This window comes from Ureibacillus manganicus DSM 26584 (genome assembly GCF_000772945.1).
Taxonomy (GTDB): Bacteria; Bacillota; Bacilli; order Bacillales_A; family Planococcaceae; genus Ureibacillus; species Ureibacillus manganicus.
This window is the reverse complement of record NZ_JPVN01000003.1, coordinates 1-15679: the sequence shown is the minus strand read 5'-3', so window position 1 is coordinate 15679 and position 15679 is coordinate 1. Positions and strand designations below refer to the sequence as shown.

The 15679-nt window shown below is 34.6% G+C and carries 15 protein-coding genes; 5 read left to right on the top strand and 10 right to left on the bottom strand.

What is annotated here, in order from left to right:
• Window positions 1-45 precede the first annotated feature (45 nt).
• From CD29_RS02805 to CD29_RS02780, 6 genes are all read right to left on the bottom strand, one after another.
• Window positions 46-672, bottom strand: a complete 627-nt coding sequence (locus tag CD29_RS02805; RefSeq protein ID WP_036182633.1) for a GyrI-like domain-containing protein — start codon at window positions 670-672, stop codon at window positions 46-48.
• 53 nt (window positions 673-725) lie between these two features.
• Window positions 726-1091 carry a VOC family protein gene (locus CD29_RS02800; RefSeq protein WP_036182631.1) on the bottom strand — a complete coding sequence of 122 codons (366 nt, stop codon included), beginning with the start codon at window positions 1089-1091 and terminating at the stop codon, window positions 726-728.
• A 308-nt stretch (window positions 1092-1399) separates the two neighbouring features.
• A complete protein-coding gene (gene uvsE / locus CD29_RS02795; RefSeq protein WP_036182629.1) occupies window positions 1400-2353 on the bottom strand; it encodes a UV DNA damage repair endonuclease UvsE in 954 nt (317 codons plus the stop codon).
• A gap of 178 nt (window positions 2354-2531) precedes the next feature.
• Window positions 2532-2846: a GRAM domain-containing protein gene (locus tag CD29_RS02790; protein ID WP_036182627.1), complete on the bottom strand. Its 315-nt coding sequence runs from the start codon at window positions 2844-2846 to the stop codon at window positions 2532-2534.
• A 239-nt stretch (window positions 2847-3085) separates the two neighbouring features.
• On the bottom strand, window positions 3086-3307 hold the full coding sequence (locus CD29_RS02785) for a hypothetical protein (RefSeq protein ID WP_036182625.1): 222 nt from the start codon (window positions 3305-3307) through the stop codon (window positions 3086-3088).
• A 301-nt stretch (window positions 3308-3608) separates the two neighbouring features.
• The gene (locus CD29_RS02780) at window positions 3609-4817 is read right to left on the bottom strand and encodes a dicarboxylate/amino acid:cation symporter (RefSeq protein WP_036182623.1); all 1209 of its coding nucleotides are present in this window, start codon (window positions 4815-4817) and stop codon (window positions 3609-3611) included.
• A 430-nt stretch (window positions 4818-5247) separates the two neighbouring features.
• Between CD29_RS02780 and CD29_RS02775 the strand changes: the two genes are divergently transcribed.
• The 4 genes from CD29_RS02775 (at window position 5248) to CD29_RS02760 (ending at window position 8653) form a co-directional block, all read left to right on the top strand.
• Window positions 5248-5904 (top strand): helix-turn-helix transcriptional regulator, encoded by a 657-nt coding sequence (locus CD29_RS02775; protein ID WP_036182621.1) that lies wholly within the window; start codon window positions 5248-5250, stop codon window positions 5902-5904.
• Window positions 5905-5993: 89 nt separating this feature from the next.
• Window positions 5994-6380 carry a RidA family protein gene (locus CD29_RS02770; protein WP_036182619.1) on the top strand — a complete coding sequence of 129 codons (387 nt, stop codon included), beginning with the start codon at window positions 5994-5996 and terminating at the stop codon, window positions 6378-6380.
• The gene (locus tag CD29_RS02765) at window positions 6380-7492 is read left to right on the top strand and encodes a threonine synthase (RefSeq protein ID WP_088322093.1); all 1113 of its coding nucleotides are present in this window, start codon (window positions 6380-6382) and stop codon (window positions 7490-7492) included. The genes CD29_RS02770 and CD29_RS02765 overlap by 1 nt, the downstream gene beginning before the upstream one ends.
• Before the next feature lie 54 nt (window positions 7493-7546).
• Complete coding sequence (locus tag CD29_RS02760) at window positions 7547-8653, top strand: D-TA family PLP-dependent enzyme (RefSeq protein WP_036182618.1); 1107 nt, start codon at window positions 7547-7549, stop codon at window positions 8651-8653.
• Between the two features lie 47 nt (window positions 8654-8700).
• Here CD29_RS02760 and CD29_RS02755 read toward each other — a convergent pair whose 3' ends face one another.
• Together CD29_RS02755 and nagB are read right to left on the bottom strand one after the other, a co-directional pair.
• Window positions 8701-10989 (bottom strand): ATP-dependent DNA helicase, encoded by a 2289-nt coding sequence (locus CD29_RS02755; protein ID WP_036182617.1) that lies wholly within the window; start codon window positions 10987-10989, stop codon window positions 8701-8703.
• 169 nt (window positions 10990-11158) lie between these two features.
• Window positions 11159-11890 (bottom strand): glucosamine-6-phosphate deaminase, encoded by a 732-nt coding sequence (gene nagB / locus CD29_RS02750; RefSeq protein WP_036182616.1) that lies wholly within the window; start codon window positions 11888-11890, stop codon window positions 11159-11161.
• A 334-nt stretch (window positions 11891-12224) separates the two neighbouring features.
• Here nagB and CD29_RS02745 point away from each other — a divergent pair, with 334 nt between their 5' ends.
• Entirely contained in the window at window positions 12225-12875 is a 651-nt protein-coding gene (locus CD29_RS02745; protein WP_036182615.1) for a hypothetical protein, read from the top strand.
• Window positions 12876-12944: 69 nt separating this feature from the next.
• Here CD29_RS02745 and CD29_RS02740 read toward each other — a convergent pair whose 3' ends face one another.
• Complete coding sequence (locus tag CD29_RS02740; RefSeq protein ID WP_036182614.1) at window positions 12945-13688, bottom strand: ABC transporter permease; 744 nt, start codon at window positions 13686-13688, stop codon at window positions 12945-12947.
• A 15-nt stretch (window positions 13689-13703) separates the two neighbouring features.
• Window positions 13704-14423 carry an ABC transporter ATP-binding protein gene (locus tag CD29_RS02735; protein WP_036182612.1) on the bottom strand — a complete coding sequence of 240 codons (720 nt, stop codon included), beginning with the start codon at window positions 14421-14423 and terminating at the stop codon, window positions 13704-13706.
• Window positions 14424-15679 lie beyond the last annotated feature (1256 nt).

Here is a 15679-nt window from a genome sequence, read left to right as displayed (position 1 = left end):
CCTTTTCGTTAGGTCGCTACTTTATTAAAAATCTCTGTTTTAATGTCACTTATCTTCTGTAACTTTAAACCTCAGTACTGTCTTTAATTTTTCCTGTGGCGTTTTTCTAGCATCAGAAATATAAATTTCTCTATGTGTTTTTTCTGCTCTTCGCAAATTATTTTCGGAACAATACCTTTCCATTAACTCGAAAGTTTTCGGCTCGTCATCATAGCTACCTACATGCATTGCTTGGACACATAATCCTTCTGTAATAGACTCGAATTTAACTGCATCTAAATTCGCAGATGGATTTTTTTGTCTAACAGTATTTAATGCATACTGAAACAAATCCTCTGTTACAAAATCCGGTTGTCTAATCATTAACTTATAGACTAAGTGGTCTTTGTTTAAATAGTCTAGCTTCCTGCCTTCTTCATCTAAGTCCCAATGTCCTTCCAAAGGGAAAACAGTGTATTCAAAATATCCCTCTGGAGTCATTCCCTTTTTAGGCATCATTCGTATGGCATACGACAATCCATATAGGATTTCTACATGTTCTTTAAAAGGAGCACTATTTGGATTTCCACTTCCTTCAATTGTGAAAAACTTCATTTCAGGAACTTCAATTGTCATCGGTTTTTTAGGTAAATAGAGCTCCTTTAATTCTTTTCTCCATTCAAACTTACTCATTATGGTCACTCATATCCTTTATCTCGCACTTGCGAATTCTTACTTTAACCATATCATGTTTGGTAACTTAATAGCCAACCAATACCAAACTGATCGACAAGGTTTGCATGCAGTGCACCCCAAGGAGTATCTTGTAGTTCATGTGTAATTTCCCCATCTACAATGAGTGATTGATAGACCCTTCTAATTTCCTCTTCACTATCGAATTCTAAAGAAATTCGAACATTATCACCTTGCTGTGTTTGACCAAAAGTATCTGAAAAATGAATAATGCTAGCTCCAACTTCTAATTCAGCATGAAGACATTTACCATCTTCACTCTCTTGAACATTTTGAATTAATCCATCAAGTATATTTCGATAAAATTCAATAACTTCTAGACAGTTGTCTACAAAAACATAAGGACTTGCACTTTTCATTTAAATACCTCCACATAATATGCTGTATCTACATTATTTTACCCAATATTTTTGGCCAATGAACAACTAAGGTTGGTTAATAGACATTTATATCCGGATAATAGACAATTCAGTTAGAGATAATAGACACTTTCGTGCGTATAATAGACAGGTGTCCTGATAATAGACAACTTTGTCCCAATAATAGACAATTCATTATAATTAATAGACACTTTCAAGGACTTAATAGACACTCATCTGCTTACTTATTATCTAGAAAATAAAAAAGGTATATCCCCTCTGATTTATGAGGATTTATACCTTTACCTTTATATTTCAATTGCACCACCATTAACACGTTTAAACCCGCGCATCTTCCCTAGCTCCTCTACAAGTTGTAAAGCTGCGTAGTCTTTCGCTTTTGCCTCAATCATAATATCTGCTGATTCTCCATAATCCTTTAACGCTTGTATAAAAGGGACAGCAAAATCTAAATCAACATAATCTGCATGTGCTCGTATTAAGCTTTCTGATTTTGGTGAGGATAAGTGGAATTTTGGAACTTTTCCTGTACGCTTCCAAGTGGAAAATATTCGAGGTAATAATTCTTCAAAATCTACATCTCCAGAATTTGCCCAATGATGGTGATAATCAAAAACGAATGGAACATCATGATGCTCACAGATCTTCAAAGTTTCTTCCGCAGTATAAGTTTTATCATCGTTCTCAAGTGTTGTTTGCATTCGAATATGTTTATCAAGCTTCACAAAGTTTTCGTTAAATGAAGCGATGGCTTTTGCTTTATCTCCGTATGTCCCACCAACATGAATATTCATATTCGCAGAACTTTCTATACCCATCGCTTCTAACATCTTATAGTGATAGGTCATATCAATAATTGCATTCTTCGTAATGTGCTCCTTTGGGCTTGTAAACAATGTAAATTGATTTGGATGAAAGCTTACTCTTAATTGATGTTGTTGTATCAAGTCACCTATCTCTTTAAAAAGACTTGCAAATGGGGTAGTAAAATCCCACATTACCTCTGGATGGGTAGCAAGTGGGACAAGTGAAGATGACATTCTATAAACTTCGATCCCATGTGCGATATTATAATGAAGAATTCGTAGCGTATTCTTTAAATTTTGCTCCGTCAAAAAATATAATCTTTCCATCCTACTTTCTTCGTCTTGTTTCTTCCAATTTGTAAAGGTTAACGTTCGAGAAGGAGATGCTTCCCATAAAGAAAGCGCAGTAGAGACATATCCGAATCTGAGTATCATATTTACACCAACCTAAGATTTTAGATGCTAGTAGTGTTGGTGAATTGATATGGATTGATACACGATATGGACAATTGATATGGAAAAATGATCTATAACTAATTGTTAGAAAAAAGATTGGGTTCGGTTTGTAAAAGGGCTAATTTCAAACCGAACCCATTTATATATTATTATTTTTTTACTGCAGTTGATCCGTGATGAGTTGTACCAATTTATCCCTCTTATACACGACAAATTTATATTCTTTACCATCTTTCATTTTCACGATCATTCGGTTTGGTATTATTTTCAAAGTACTTGCTTTATCAATAGAAGCAATATCACTAAATAAAATTTCCGTCGTTCCACCTTGTATGTTCAACTTATGAGCTTTAAAGATTAACCTTTTATCTGTAATTGTTAAATGACCACCTACTGCCTCTAATCCCTTAAATAAATTGGCTGGTGTTTTCTCAACTAAGAAATTCTCGCCTACTTCAAGACTCACTACCATTCTATAAAAACTCCTTTTCATGTTACTAGGTTTACTTCATTTATATTCATGTAATAAAAAACTATTCCACACTAATTAATAGATATATAAAATCATTACATATTTACTAATATACGGATATAGGACGTTTTATTTAATAGTGGTAGTGTTATTAATGTAAATGAAACTATTAATACAGAGAATAAGAGGATGCAAAAATAAACAGGATAGAAAAAAATCTATCCCGTTTCTTGAATATATTATCTAACACAGCGATTTATACAATCACGAATACAAGCCCCTCTTAAAGGACCTGGTAAATCACTACAAATTTTTGCACAAGTACTTTGACATGGCCTTAATATCGCAGCCATTTCTACCATTAAATCTGCCATTGAAGTCTCATTACTTGTTTCCTCATTTGTTGACATAAAGTCTTCCCAATTGTACTTTTTGCCACAATTACATTTGCGATAACCCATTAACAATCCCCCCTCTCATAATTGACTACTATAAGATATGAGATTGTTAAGATATCGCTTAGACTAATAGATTAATTTTTTATAAAAAACTAGAATAAATATTTTCTTAGGTTCTTTCATCAGTGTAAAGTTTACGAGATAGTTATCTATAAGATTTGGTCATTTTACTAGACAAATATCTTATAATGATTTTTACCCTAATAACAGATAACTCAAGTATATAAAAAAGGTTGTTGAATTAGGTATCCCAATTCAACAACCTTTTTAACATTTCATATACTTCGCTCTTTAAGCGCTTTCATTAACTTGAAGCTTTTAGATCCCGTTTATCTTCTATTGCCTGCACAACAATTGCAGCCGAAGCATCACCAGTAACATTCACAGATGTACGTATCATGTCTAGAATTCGATCTACTCCAGCAACTAATGCTATCGCTTCTAAAGGGAGACCTACTGCTGTTATAACCATTGATAACATTATTAATCCAGCTCCAGGAACACCAGCTGTACCGATTGATGCAAGTGTAGCTGTTAATACGATAATCAATTGTTGCATAATAGATAATTCAATCCCCATAAATTGGGCTACAAACAATACACATACCCCTTGGTATAATGCCGTTCCATCCATATTAATGGTTGCTCCCAATGGTAGGACAAAGCTACTTACCTTTTTAGAAACACCTAGATTTTCTTCAGTACTTTTCATCGTAATCGGTAATGTTCCAGAACTACTTGAAGTACTAAAAGCTACTAAACTCGCAGGTGCAATACCTTTGAAAAATTTAAGTGGATTGTAGTTTGCAAATAGTTTAACTGAACCTGAATAAACTATTAATGCGTGGAGAATACATCCTGCATAAACGACTAAGATTAATTTGATAAGAGGAAGAAGTACTGAAATTCCATACTGTCCTACGATTGGTGCAATTAGACCGAATACCCCAATTGGTGCAACTTTCATAACAATTCCAGTAATCTTGTACATAATTTCTGCTAAACCTTCAAAGAAATTATATACAGGTTTCGCTTTATCACCAATCATAGAAATTGCAATACCTAGGAAAAGCGCAAAGAAGATAATTTGAAGCATATTCGCTGTTACAAGGGATTCAATGGGGTTTGTTGGGATAATATTTAATAACGTCTGAACTACATTTGGAGCTGCTGTAGGCTCAGCCGCTTCCCCTGAAAGTGTCATATTTACTCCGTCACCTGGTCTAAATATGTTTGCTAGCACTAGTCCAATGACTACAGCAATTGCAGTAGTTCCGAGATAATAAGTAAATGAGACACCACCCATTCTACCAATCTGCTTTAAGTCACCTGCGCCAGCTATACCAATTACTAGAGAAGCAAGAACTAAAGGAACAATGATAAATTTAATAAGTCTTAAAAATAGATCACCAAGTGGTTTAACAACCTCAATATTAGGTCCAATAATGGCACCTAAAATAATGGCAATGACAAATGCTATTAAAATCTGCGAGAGCAAGCCAATCTTCTTCATCTTTAACCCCCAATTTTATTAAAATAACATCCTAAAGTAAAAATAGAACACAAATTTATAAGTTCGCTATCCAAAAATGCATTGAAATACAAGATAATAAATCTCGAAACACTAACTTCCTATAATTAACGATTTTTTAATACAATTTTTATTCGTCCACTCACTCCCTTCAACATTTGGTTAAATGCGATGAATAAGTGTGTGATTCTAATGTATAAATTTTTATATTAATTTCTTCTGTAACTAAATGGTGATGATTAACTATTGCCAGTACAAAATCTCTATTGTTTAAAACATACTATGCAGTAGGTCCCAACATTTATGAATAGAGTCTTTTTAATTGCTATATAAAAATTTATTTGTATTTCGTATAATTTTTTATATAATTAAATTAATTATATAAAATTTTCTTATCTGAAAGGAAAAATCTATGGATTCTAACGTACAACAGTACATTCCTGTCGCTGATGTTATTGCCAAAACATTTGGTTCAGATGTTGAGGTTGTTATTCACGATTTGACGATTCCTCAGAATTCAGTCGTGTACACTATTAACAATCATGTAACGGGAAGACAAGTTGGTCAGAGTTTTAATCATTTAATCACTGACGTATTGCTTTCACAAAATTTCACAAATGATTATTCAGCAAATTATTATTTTCATACAGATGATGGTCGCTTGATTAAATCTTCCACAGTACTTATTCGAGATCATGATAAAAAGGTAAAAGGGGCATTGTGCATTAATATTGATACAACAAAAATTACAGAAAATATTAATTGGCTTAGTAGCCTAGTTCCCCATGTACCTAACAAATTATCTGAATCTACTTTACCCTTTGAAAATACGAACGAAATGGACCATATCAATGAAATTGCAAATGATTTAATTGATAAGACGATTGGCAACAAACCAGTCGATTTGCTAAGAAGAGAGGAAAAGATTGAAATGATCCGATTTATGGAACAAAAAGGGGTCTTTCTCATTCGTGGCACAATCGACCGAGTCGCCGAAAAGTTGAACATTTCAAAAGTCACAGTATATAGTTATATTGACGAAATAAAGGAAAAAAATCATAAAGGATAGGTCCTCTCACCTGTCCTATTTTTTTGAAGTGTGCATATATTTTTTTATACAAGTCATAGAACAAATTATATATTAAGGAGAAATGTTAGATGGAATTCATTACAATTGAGGGTGCAAAGCCAAATGGTGGCCATTACTCCCCAGCGACTGAAAAAGGTAACTTCGTATTTATCTCTGGTCAGCTTCCTGTTAACCCTTTTACTGGCGAAAAATGCCAAGGAGATATAGTTTCACAAACAAAACAAGTATTAGAAAATCTAGACACCGTTTTAGAAGCTGCTGGAACTTCAAAAGAGAATATAATGAAAGTCACTCTATTTATCTCTGACATTTCCCATTGGGACACAGTTAATGAAGTATACAAACAATATTTCGGTGATCATAAACCTGCTCGTTCGATTGTTCCAACAAAAGAATTACATTTTGGATTTGAAATTGAACTTGAAGCAATTGCTTACAAAGATGAAAAGGAATGATGGTCATGAACTATATATGTGTTGAATGTAAATCAACATTCCCTTTAGAAAGTCATAAATGGAAATGTGATTGTGGTGGGCTTTTAAATTTAGAATTCGATAAAAAACCGGTCGATTTTTCTAAAACGTCGATTTCAAAAAATCATTCACTTTGGAAATATATCGATACATTACCGCTTGAGGAAGCAGACGTTTGGCAGGAAGTGACTATGGGCGAAGGAGATACACCACTTATTAAACTTGCTGAAAATCTCTACGCCAAAGCAGAATACTATATGCCGACTCTTTCATTCAAAGACCGTGGTGCTGCTGTCCTTATTGCTATGGCAAAAAAACTTGGGATTGATCGAGTAGTAGCTGATAGTAGCGGAAACGCCGGCTCGGCCATTGCTGCTTTTGGAGCGCGAGCAGGAATCCAATGTGATATTTTCGTAGCTGATTCAACTTCTGATAAAAAAATAAAACAAATTGAAGCTCATGGTGCTGTCATTCACAAAATTCCTGGAACGAGAGAAGACGTTGCAAATGCTGCTATCGCTATGGTTGAAGATACGCAAGTCTTTTATGCGAGTCATATTTTCAATCCACTTTTCTGGGAAGGTACAAAAACATATGTCTATGAAATTTATGAGCAAATGGATGGCAAATTACCTGAGGCATTTATCATTCCAGTAGGTAATGGAACGTTGCTAATTGGCGCTTACATAGCATTTAAAGAACTATTAGATAATGGCCAAATCGATAAAATGCCGAAGATTCTTGCTGTACAGGCTACTGCATGTGCACCAATTCAAAAAGCATTCTTAGAGGGAGAAAATTTAGTATCGCCTGTTGAAAACAATGGCACTTTAGCAGAAGGTATTGCTATTGCAGCACCTGCTAGAGGATCAGAAATTTTGAAAGCAGTCCGCGAAACAAATGGCGACATTATTACAATCACCGATGAAGAAACAATGCAAGCTAGAAAAGAACTAGCACTAAAAGGATTTTATGTCGAAATCACTTCTGCTGTGAATTACGCAGCATATTCAAAATATGTAGCTAAATACCCTGAATTAATAGATCAAAAAGTAGTTTTGCCACTTTGTGGTGCAGGAATTAAGAGTAACTAATAGATTTATCTATTAGACCTTTTATAGATTAATTTAATGAAGGAGAAATTGAAAATGAAAGTGAAAGATTTAGATACACCAAGTTTAATAATCAATCGAGATATTATGATGGATAACATTCAATTTATGCAATCCTTTGCGGATAAACATAATGTAGCTCTACGTCCACATACGAAAACACATAAAATGCCTGCACTTGCTAAGCTACAAGTCGAAGCTGGCGCCAAAGGAATTACAGTAGCAAAAGTTGGCGAGGCAGAAGTAATGGCTGAAAATGGGCTTAATGATATTTTCATTGCGAACCAAGTTGTTGGAGAAATAAAACTTAATCGTATTAAGAAATTAGCTGAAACGATTGATATTTCATTTGGTGTTGACAATATTGAACAAATCGAAGTAATTGAAAAAGTATTTAGTGATAGCGACAAACCTGCACAAGTGCTAATTGAGATTGAAGTTGGTGAAAATCGTTCGGGTGTTATCGAAGAACATGATTATATCGAATTAGTGAAATACATTTTGAATTGCTCTCATGTGAACCTAAAAGGAATCTTCTCCCATGATGGTAATACGTACAAAGCAAAAGACGTTGAGCATTGCCGAGAACTTTATAATTACGCGCAAACTCGCACACTTCATTTTGCACGTTTAGCAGAAGATTTAGGATGTAAGTTAGAAACTGTTAGTATTGGGTCTACCCCTCCCTTCATGTTTGGTTTTGACGTAATGGCGGGCGTTACTGAGTTACGTGTAGGTACTTATATCCTTATGGACGTATCCCAAGGCAATGCTATTGGAACATACGACCGCTGTGCTGCGACAGTACTAACTACTGTAATTAGTAAACCTACTTCCGAGCGTGTTATTACAGATGTTGGTGCCAAGGGGCTAACAATGCAGTCCCGTAGTGAAGGAATTTGTGCTACAACAGGTGTTGGTACATTGAAACATTACGATCAAGTGCATATTAGTCAAATGTATGATGAGCATGCGATTATTTACAATGAAAAGTTTAGAAATGAAGTAAAGATTGGCGATAAAGTAGAAGTTATTCCAAACCACATCTGTCCAGTTTGTAACCTATATGACGTTGCGTACCTCGTTTCTGGTGATGAGGTAGTGGAGACTGTTCCAGTATTAGCAAGAGGGAAACTGCAATAACAAAGATCCAAAAAGGGAATGAGGTTTATTGCACCTCATTCCCTTTTTTAATTTTGAACTATCTCAAAATCCTTCCACTCCACAGGTAAAAGGTTTTGATATTTTGGTGTTAGGAATCGATCATCTACCAGAACAATAACACCAGTATCCGTCTCAGACCGTATTAATCTGCCACCTGCTTGAAGTACCTTGTTCATCCCTGGGAAGGTGTATGCATAATCGTATCCGTTTTTCCCTGTTGAATGAAAGTAATCCTTTATAATATTCCGTTCTAGACATAGTTGCGGTAAGCCTACCCCGACAACGACTACACCGTTTAATCTGTTTCCTTTTAAGTCCACACCTTCCGAGAAGATGCCACCTAATACGGCAAATCCTATTAATGTAGTAATGTTATCTTCCTTAAATTCTTCTAAAAATTGTTCTCGTTCTAACTCGTCCATGCTGTTATTTTGAATGATAGTCTTGATATCTGGAAAAGCTGTTCTAAATTCCTCATACACACTTTTCATATACTGATAGGATGGAAAGAAAATTAGGTAGTTTCCTTGTCGTGAATTTACTAGCCTAGCAAGCATATCGAGTATTTGTTTTTTTGAATGTTCTCTAGCTCTATATCGTGTAGATATTGGTTGAATGAATACTTCTGTTTGTTCCCTTGCAAAGGGTGAAGGAATTGCTAGTGTATAATCCTCTTTTGAATCTCCAAGCATATCCATGAAGTACTGGAATGGCAATAGTGTAGCAGAAAAATAAATAGTTGCGCGAAACCTTTTTCGAATCTGCTGTAATTGGTAGGATGGATCTAGGCAAAACATTTTAAGTAGAACCTCTTGATTATCAGCTTCTACATAAGTTACGAATCGTTCGTCATAAATCTTTGATGTTCGGACAAAAGCAGTTGCGGCATAATAGGTATCTAACAACAATTGTTGGTCGTCTAATTTTGCTGGTTGCAGCAATTCTATTTCCGCGCACTTTACGAATTCATCTATCAGCTCAACTAAATCCTCTTGCAACTCTTTCAAAACTAGCTGTCCGTCTTCTGTACATTTTTTCTTTATTTCAATAAAATATTTATTTACTTTATTTGAAGAAACGGACAATTGAGAGCCTTTATAGTCACGTTTCAATGTAAGGAAAGGCTTTTTTGTTAATTCCGCAGAATACATTTCCCTAGCACGGTCCACTAAATTATGCGCTTCGTCGATTAATAAAACTGAGTTTCTTTTATGCTCATCAAAAAAGCGTTTCAAAGATACTTTCGGATCGAAAATATAATTATAGTCACATATTATTGCATCTGCTACAAAAGCTAAATCTAAGGAAAATTCAAATGGGCAAAGCGTATGCTTCCTCGCATAATCTTCAATTGTTGCTCGGCTAATAAATGTTTCATGGGAGAATATGTCTAATACTGCATCATTTATTCGGTCGTAGTAACCATTTGCAAACTCACAGTAGTCTTTTTGACAGAGGGTGTTTTCTTTAAAGCACACTTTATCTTTTGCTGTAATGGTAACTGCACTAAAAACTAATCCTTTATTCTTCAATTCCGAAAAAGCTTCCTCAGCGTTTTGCCTCGTAATTGTTTTCGCAGTTAAATAAAACATTCGTTCAAGCTTTCCTTCTCCAAGGGCTTTTATGGTCGGATAAATGCTTGAAATTGTTTTCCCTATTCCAGTAGGTGCATTTGCAAAAAGATTAGATTCTTCTGTTATTGTTTTATAAATTGCACCTGCAAACTTTCGTTGCCCCTGTCTGAAAGTTTCAAAAGGAAATGGTAAATCTGATATGCTCTTGTCTCTACGTATTTTATGCTTGTACATTAATTGTGCATAGGGATAAAAACCTTTTACTAACTCAAGAACAAATTGCTCAAGCTCATGAAATGTAAACCGTTTTTGAAACTTCTTTTGTTCATCGGTTACTATGTGTATGTAAGTTAATTGAACACTCATACAATCTCTGTTTGTATCATTAGCATAAATATAGGCATACACTTTCGCTTGAGCCCAGTGTACTGGGATAGAATCCTCCTCGATACTCGCTAGTTCTCTTGAAGTAGACTTGATTTCGTCGATAATGATTTCATCACCTCGAAAAAGCAACCCATCACAACGACCTTCAATAACAAAATTCATATCTTCATGTCGGATTTCTGTCTTTAGAAAAACTTCTTTTTGATCTGTTTCTTCATATGTACTTTGAATTGCTTTATGGGCTTTCGTTCCTTCGGTCATCGTAGTTGCTGTTCGAAATTTATTATCAATACTTCCACTACTAAATACATATTCAACTAGATTTCTGACAGAGAGCTTTATTTCTGGTAACATGTGATCACCTATTTTCACGTTCGGTTAGTTAGTTTTATCGTACAAGGTTTAACATTATTAAGCAAAGAGTTTACAGCTATGTATTTCCTAATCTATCCACCGCTGTCCACAAAAATAATAAGCCAACTACACATCAAAATGAATAGTTGGCTTGCTTTCTATTTTAATTTTACTCAGCTAATTTACTACAAGCAGCAGCATCTGCAATAACTGTTACTTTACTGTGATTGTGTAAAATTGAAGCAGGGAAATCTTCACTTACTTCACCATTTAGCAAACGATTTAACGTGTCTGCTTTTTGCTCTCCTGATACAAGCAATAAAATCTCCTTACTCTCCATAATTGTTCCAATCCCCATTGTGATTGCATGCGTTGGCACTTCATCAATGGAAGAGAAAAATCTTGAGTTCGCTTCACGTGTAGATTCATCCAATGTCACAATATGCGTTCTACTCGTAAAAGGTGTGCCTGGCTCATTAAATCCGATATGTCCATTTACACCAATTCCTAATATTTGAAGATCAATTTTACCTGCACGAGTAATTTTTTCATCATATTCAAGGCACTCAGCCTCCAAATCTTGCACACTACCATTTGGAAGATTGATCTGCGTTTTAGGTATATCAATATGACCTAATAAATGTTTATTCATAAAGAAATGATAACTGTTTGGATCAGTTGAATCGATATTTGTATATTCATCTAAATTGAAAGTCGTTACGTTTTTATATGAAATATTGCCCTTTTTATATTCATCCACTAGTTGACTATATAATCCTTCTGGTGTTGAACCAGTTGCAAGTCCTAATACTGGAGATTCAATTTGTTTTACTTTACTTAAGATGTATGAAGAGGCTTTTTGGCTCAATTCTTCATAATCTCTTACTTTTATGATTTCCATTTACTCATTCCTTCTTTAAATAATATCTCCCTAAGTATAATTGCTTTTTTTCATCCTAAGCAATAGTTTTCTGAAAACATTTGAAAAATTTGGAATTCCTCTAGATGTTTTCAACAGTGCAATTGTACCATTGTGTCTTAATTGTTTTATTTCATAAGCAATAGCTTTTTTGAGTGAACACCTTAAAAGTTTAGTTATTTATCACTATAACTTTTTCAATAAAATTGATGCCTTTAACCAATTTATTACTATTGAATGGAACAGTTATGATAAGGTGGAGCGTTTTTTGGTTCGAAGGCACTTGGAACCATCAATTATTTAGGAGGGTTTTATTTTGAAAATTAAGTTTTTACCATCGTTATTTTATGCCTTTCTTCTGATGTTATTATTAGTGGGATGCAGTGCATCTAATGAAACTGAAGCACAAAATGACAAGCAATCAGAGGTTACATCAGAACAAGAAAAAGATAACGATCAAGAATCCAACAAAGAGAACAAAGAAAGCTCCAAAGAAAATGACGAAGAATCATATGATGACTCTGATTTAATCGAAGCTGTTGAAACATCTCCCGTTTATCCAGAGATTACATTCCAAAATATAAACTGGTTCTGGGGAAGCCCAGACCGTCAACCAACAGGTGGCATTTGGGTTTACACATCAGAAACAATTCCTTCTGGATATGAAAGCACAGTTGACTGGGAAACAAAGGACTTATTACTTGTTCAAGTAAATGACCCTAAGTATATCGATCATAGTATGGACTTCAAAGCTTTACAAAAAATAGATGATGACATAGTTAAAATTGTTGTAAGTCTTAAACAAGATGACACTAAAACTGATAAAGAAGTTGCAAGAAGATACGCCTCTGTAGATAAAGGCGAATTAGAGGGCAAAAAGTTCCTTGTTGAAACTGTTGAAGGCGATAAGGTAGATGTTGGCTTGAACGTTAAAACAAGTGAGATTTCTGGTAGCGAAGCAGAATAAATAAATTTAAAAGTGATCAAGCCAAGTAACAGTGCTGATCACTTTTTTTATTTACTTTTTACTAGGGTATTAATCCGTCCACTTAAAGTATCTCATGCTTATGATTGTGGAAATGATTAATATTCCTACCAATATTGCTATATCGACTAATGCATCAGTAGTAAATAATGTACCGTTCCAGCCATCTCTTAAAACATTAACAACATATGTCAAAGGAACGATATGTGATACGTTTTGTAAAATTTCCGGAAATGCCTCAATTGGAATAGTTGCTCCTGATAGAAACATCATAGGATACATAGCAATTAATGCAATCCCTAAAGCAGTATTCATTCTTTTAGCCAAACTCGATACGATAAATCCAATTGAAAAGAATGTAACGGAACAAAAAGTTAACGCCAGGAAAAACTGTAAAGCATGGCCTGTTAAATCTGTTGAAAAACCGAATTTTGCAATAAGGAGAATCTCAATTGCACCTATATAAATCGCAAAGAAACCTTTAATAATCGTTGCAGTAAAAATTGCGCGTTGATTAAGTGGAGTACCTTTCAGTCGTTTGTATACTCCCTTCTCCCTATCAATGACAACTTGAAGTCCCATCGAGAAAAAAGCTGTTGTGAAAATAATAATGGCAATCATGCTCGGGATATAAGCCTGGAAATAATCTAATCCTCCTTTATACGAAGTTCCCTTAAACATAATTGCAAACACGACAAAACTTACAGCAGGTACGATAAATGTAAATAATAAAGCAAGGGTTTCTCTAAAGAATAATTTCATTTCCATTTTTGTATGAGTTAAAATTGATTGCATTATAGTTTTCCTCCTTTAGTTTCCTACCGCATATTGTAAATAAACGTCTTCTAACGTCGCACCGTCATTTTCTAAAGTACTAATTAAACGCTTTGGCTCATCAACAGAAATAAGTTTTCCTTTTTTAATGATCGCAATGCGATCGCAATGCTTTTGAGCTTCATCCATATAATGAGTGGAAAGAATAATTGTTTTTCCTTCTTTTCGATAGCGATTTATGCAACCCCAAAGTTCAAGTCTTGCTTGGGGATCTAATCCTGTTGTTGGTTCGTCTAAGAAAATAATGTCTGGATCATTGATTAATGCAAGTGCAAGAGATGTACGTTGTTGCCAACCGCCTGATAGATTTTTCACGAATTTGTTAAGATACGGTCTTAGCCCCAGTACTTCAATAATTTCATTTATGTCTCTCTTTTTCTCATAATAAGAACTAAATAACTCTAGTGCTTCTTTTACTTTAATACGATCATAAAGTGCTGTTTGCTGGAGCTGAATGCCAATTTTTTGTTTGATTTGCTCCGATTCTTTTGCGATATCCATGCCTAGTACTGTAACGGTCCCTTCATCTGGTTTACGTAGACCCATCATGATTTCTAATGTAGTCGATTTACCCGCGCCATTTGCCCCAATTATTCCAAGCACCTCTCCACGCTTTACTTGTAATGAAATGTCATCGACTGCCTTCACATTTCCGTAGCTTTTTTTGATATTTTTTATCTCTATAACCGCACTCATCGTAACGACTCCTTTATGTGTTTGCTTATTTATATCTCTATACTACAATTGGAGTCTTAACTTAATCTTAAGTGAACCATATTTTACTATTAAGAATGGATTTATCTTTGCTTTTTACAGGGGTTATTAAGTATTTCGTATTTATTGTGCTATAGAGCAGCTATTAAAGGGCAGCATTCGAAAGATTATCTTGATTTGTCCTGTGGAGCGAATCTATGTGACAGTTCTTTTGAAATTTCTTTGGATTTGTTCCGTAGAACCCTCCTATGAGACATTTCTTTCGAATTTTTATCTGGATTTGTTCCGTAGAACCCTCCTATGAGACATTTCTTTCGAATTTTTATCTGGATTTGTTCCGTAGAACCCTTCTATGAGACATTTCTTTCGAATTTTTAACTGGATTTGTTCCGTAGAACCCTTCTATGAGACATTTCTTTCGAATTTTTAACTGAATTTGTACCGTAGAGCCCTCCTATGAGACATTTCTTTCGAATTTTTAACTGGATTTGTTCCGTAGAACCCTCCTATGAGACATTTCTTTCGAATTTTTATCTGGATTTGTTCCGTAGAACCCTTCTATGAGACATTTCTTTCGAATTTTTAACTGGATTTGTTCCGTAGAGCCCTTCTATGAGACATTTCTTTCGAATATTTAACTGAATTTGTACCGTAGAGCCCTTCTATGAGACATTTCTTTCGAATATTTAACTGAATTTGTACCGTAGAGCCCTTCTATGAGACATTTCCTTCGAATTTTTATCCACATTTGTACCGTAGAACGCATCTATGAAACATTTCCTTCGAATTTTTATCCACATTTGTACCGTAGAACGCCTCTATGAGACATTTCTTTCGAATTTTTAACTGGATTTGTTCCGTAGAACCCTTCTATGAGACATTTCTTTCGAATTTTTAACTGAATTTGTACCGTAGAGCCCTCCTATGAGACATTTCTTTCGAATTTTTAACTGGATTTGTTCCGTAGAACCCTCCTATGAGACATTTCTTTCGAATTTTTATCTGGATTTGTTCCGTAGAACCCTTCTATGAGACATTTCTTTCGAATTTTTAACTGGATTTGTTCCGTAGAGCCCTTCTATGAGACATTTCTTTCGAATATTTAACTGAATTTGTACCGTAGAGCCCTTCTATGAGACATTTCCTTCGAATTTTTATCCACATTTGTACCGTAGAACGCATCTATGAAACATTTCCTTCGAATTTTTATCCACATTTGTACCGTAGAACGCCTCTAT

Coding starts and splice junctions, on each gene's coding strand:
- CD29_RS02805 (WP_036182633.1), bottom strand. CDS start 672: ATGAGTAAGTTTGAATGGAGAAAAGAATTAAAGGAGCTCTATTTACCT.
- CD29_RS02800 (WP_036182631.1), bottom strand. CDS start 1,091: ATGAAAAGTGCAAGTCCTTATGTTTTTGTAGACAACTGTCTAGAAGTT.
- uvsE (WP_036182629.1), bottom strand. CDS start 2,353: ATGATACTCAGATTCGGATATGTCTCTACTGCGCTTTCTTTATGGGAA.
- CD29_RS02790 (WP_036182627.1), bottom strand. CDS start 2,846: ATGGTAGTGAGTCTTGAAGTAGGCGAGAATTTCTTAGTTGAGAAAACA.
- CD29_RS02785 (WP_036182625.1), bottom strand. CDS start 3,307: ATGGGTTATCGCAAATGTAATTGTGGCAAAAAGTACAATTGGGAAGAC.
- CD29_RS02780 (WP_036182623.1), bottom strand. CDS start 4,817: ATGAAGAAGATTGGCTTGCTCTCGCAGATTTTAATAGCATTTGTCATT.
- CD29_RS02775 (WP_036182621.1), top strand. CDS start 5,248: ATGGATTCTAACGTACAACAGTACATTCCTGTCGCTGATGTTATTGCC.
- CD29_RS02770 (WP_036182619.1), top strand. CDS start 5,994: ATGGAATTCATTACAATTGAGGGTGCAAAGCCAAATGGTGGCCATTAC.
- CD29_RS02765 (WP_088322093.1), top strand. CDS start 6,380: ATGGTCATGAACTATATATGTGTTGAATGTAAATCAACATTCCCTTTA.
- CD29_RS02760 (WP_036182618.1), top strand. CDS start 7,547: ATGAAAGTGAAAGATTTAGATACACCAAGTTTAATAATCAATCGAGAT.
- CD29_RS02755 (WP_036182617.1), bottom strand. CDS start 10,989: ATGTTACCAGAAATAAAGCTCTCTGTCAGAAATCTAGTTGAATATGTA.
- nagB (WP_036182616.1), bottom strand. CDS start 11,890: ATGGAAATCATAAAAGTAAGAGATTATGAAGAATTGAGCCAAAAAGCC.
- CD29_RS02740 (WP_036182614.1), bottom strand. CDS start 13,688: ATGCAATCAATTTTAACTCATACAAAAATGGAAATGAAATTATTCTTT.
- CD29_RS02735 (WP_036182612.1), bottom strand. CDS start 14,423: ATGAGTGCGGTTATAGAGATAAAAAATATCAAAAAAAGCTACGGAAAT.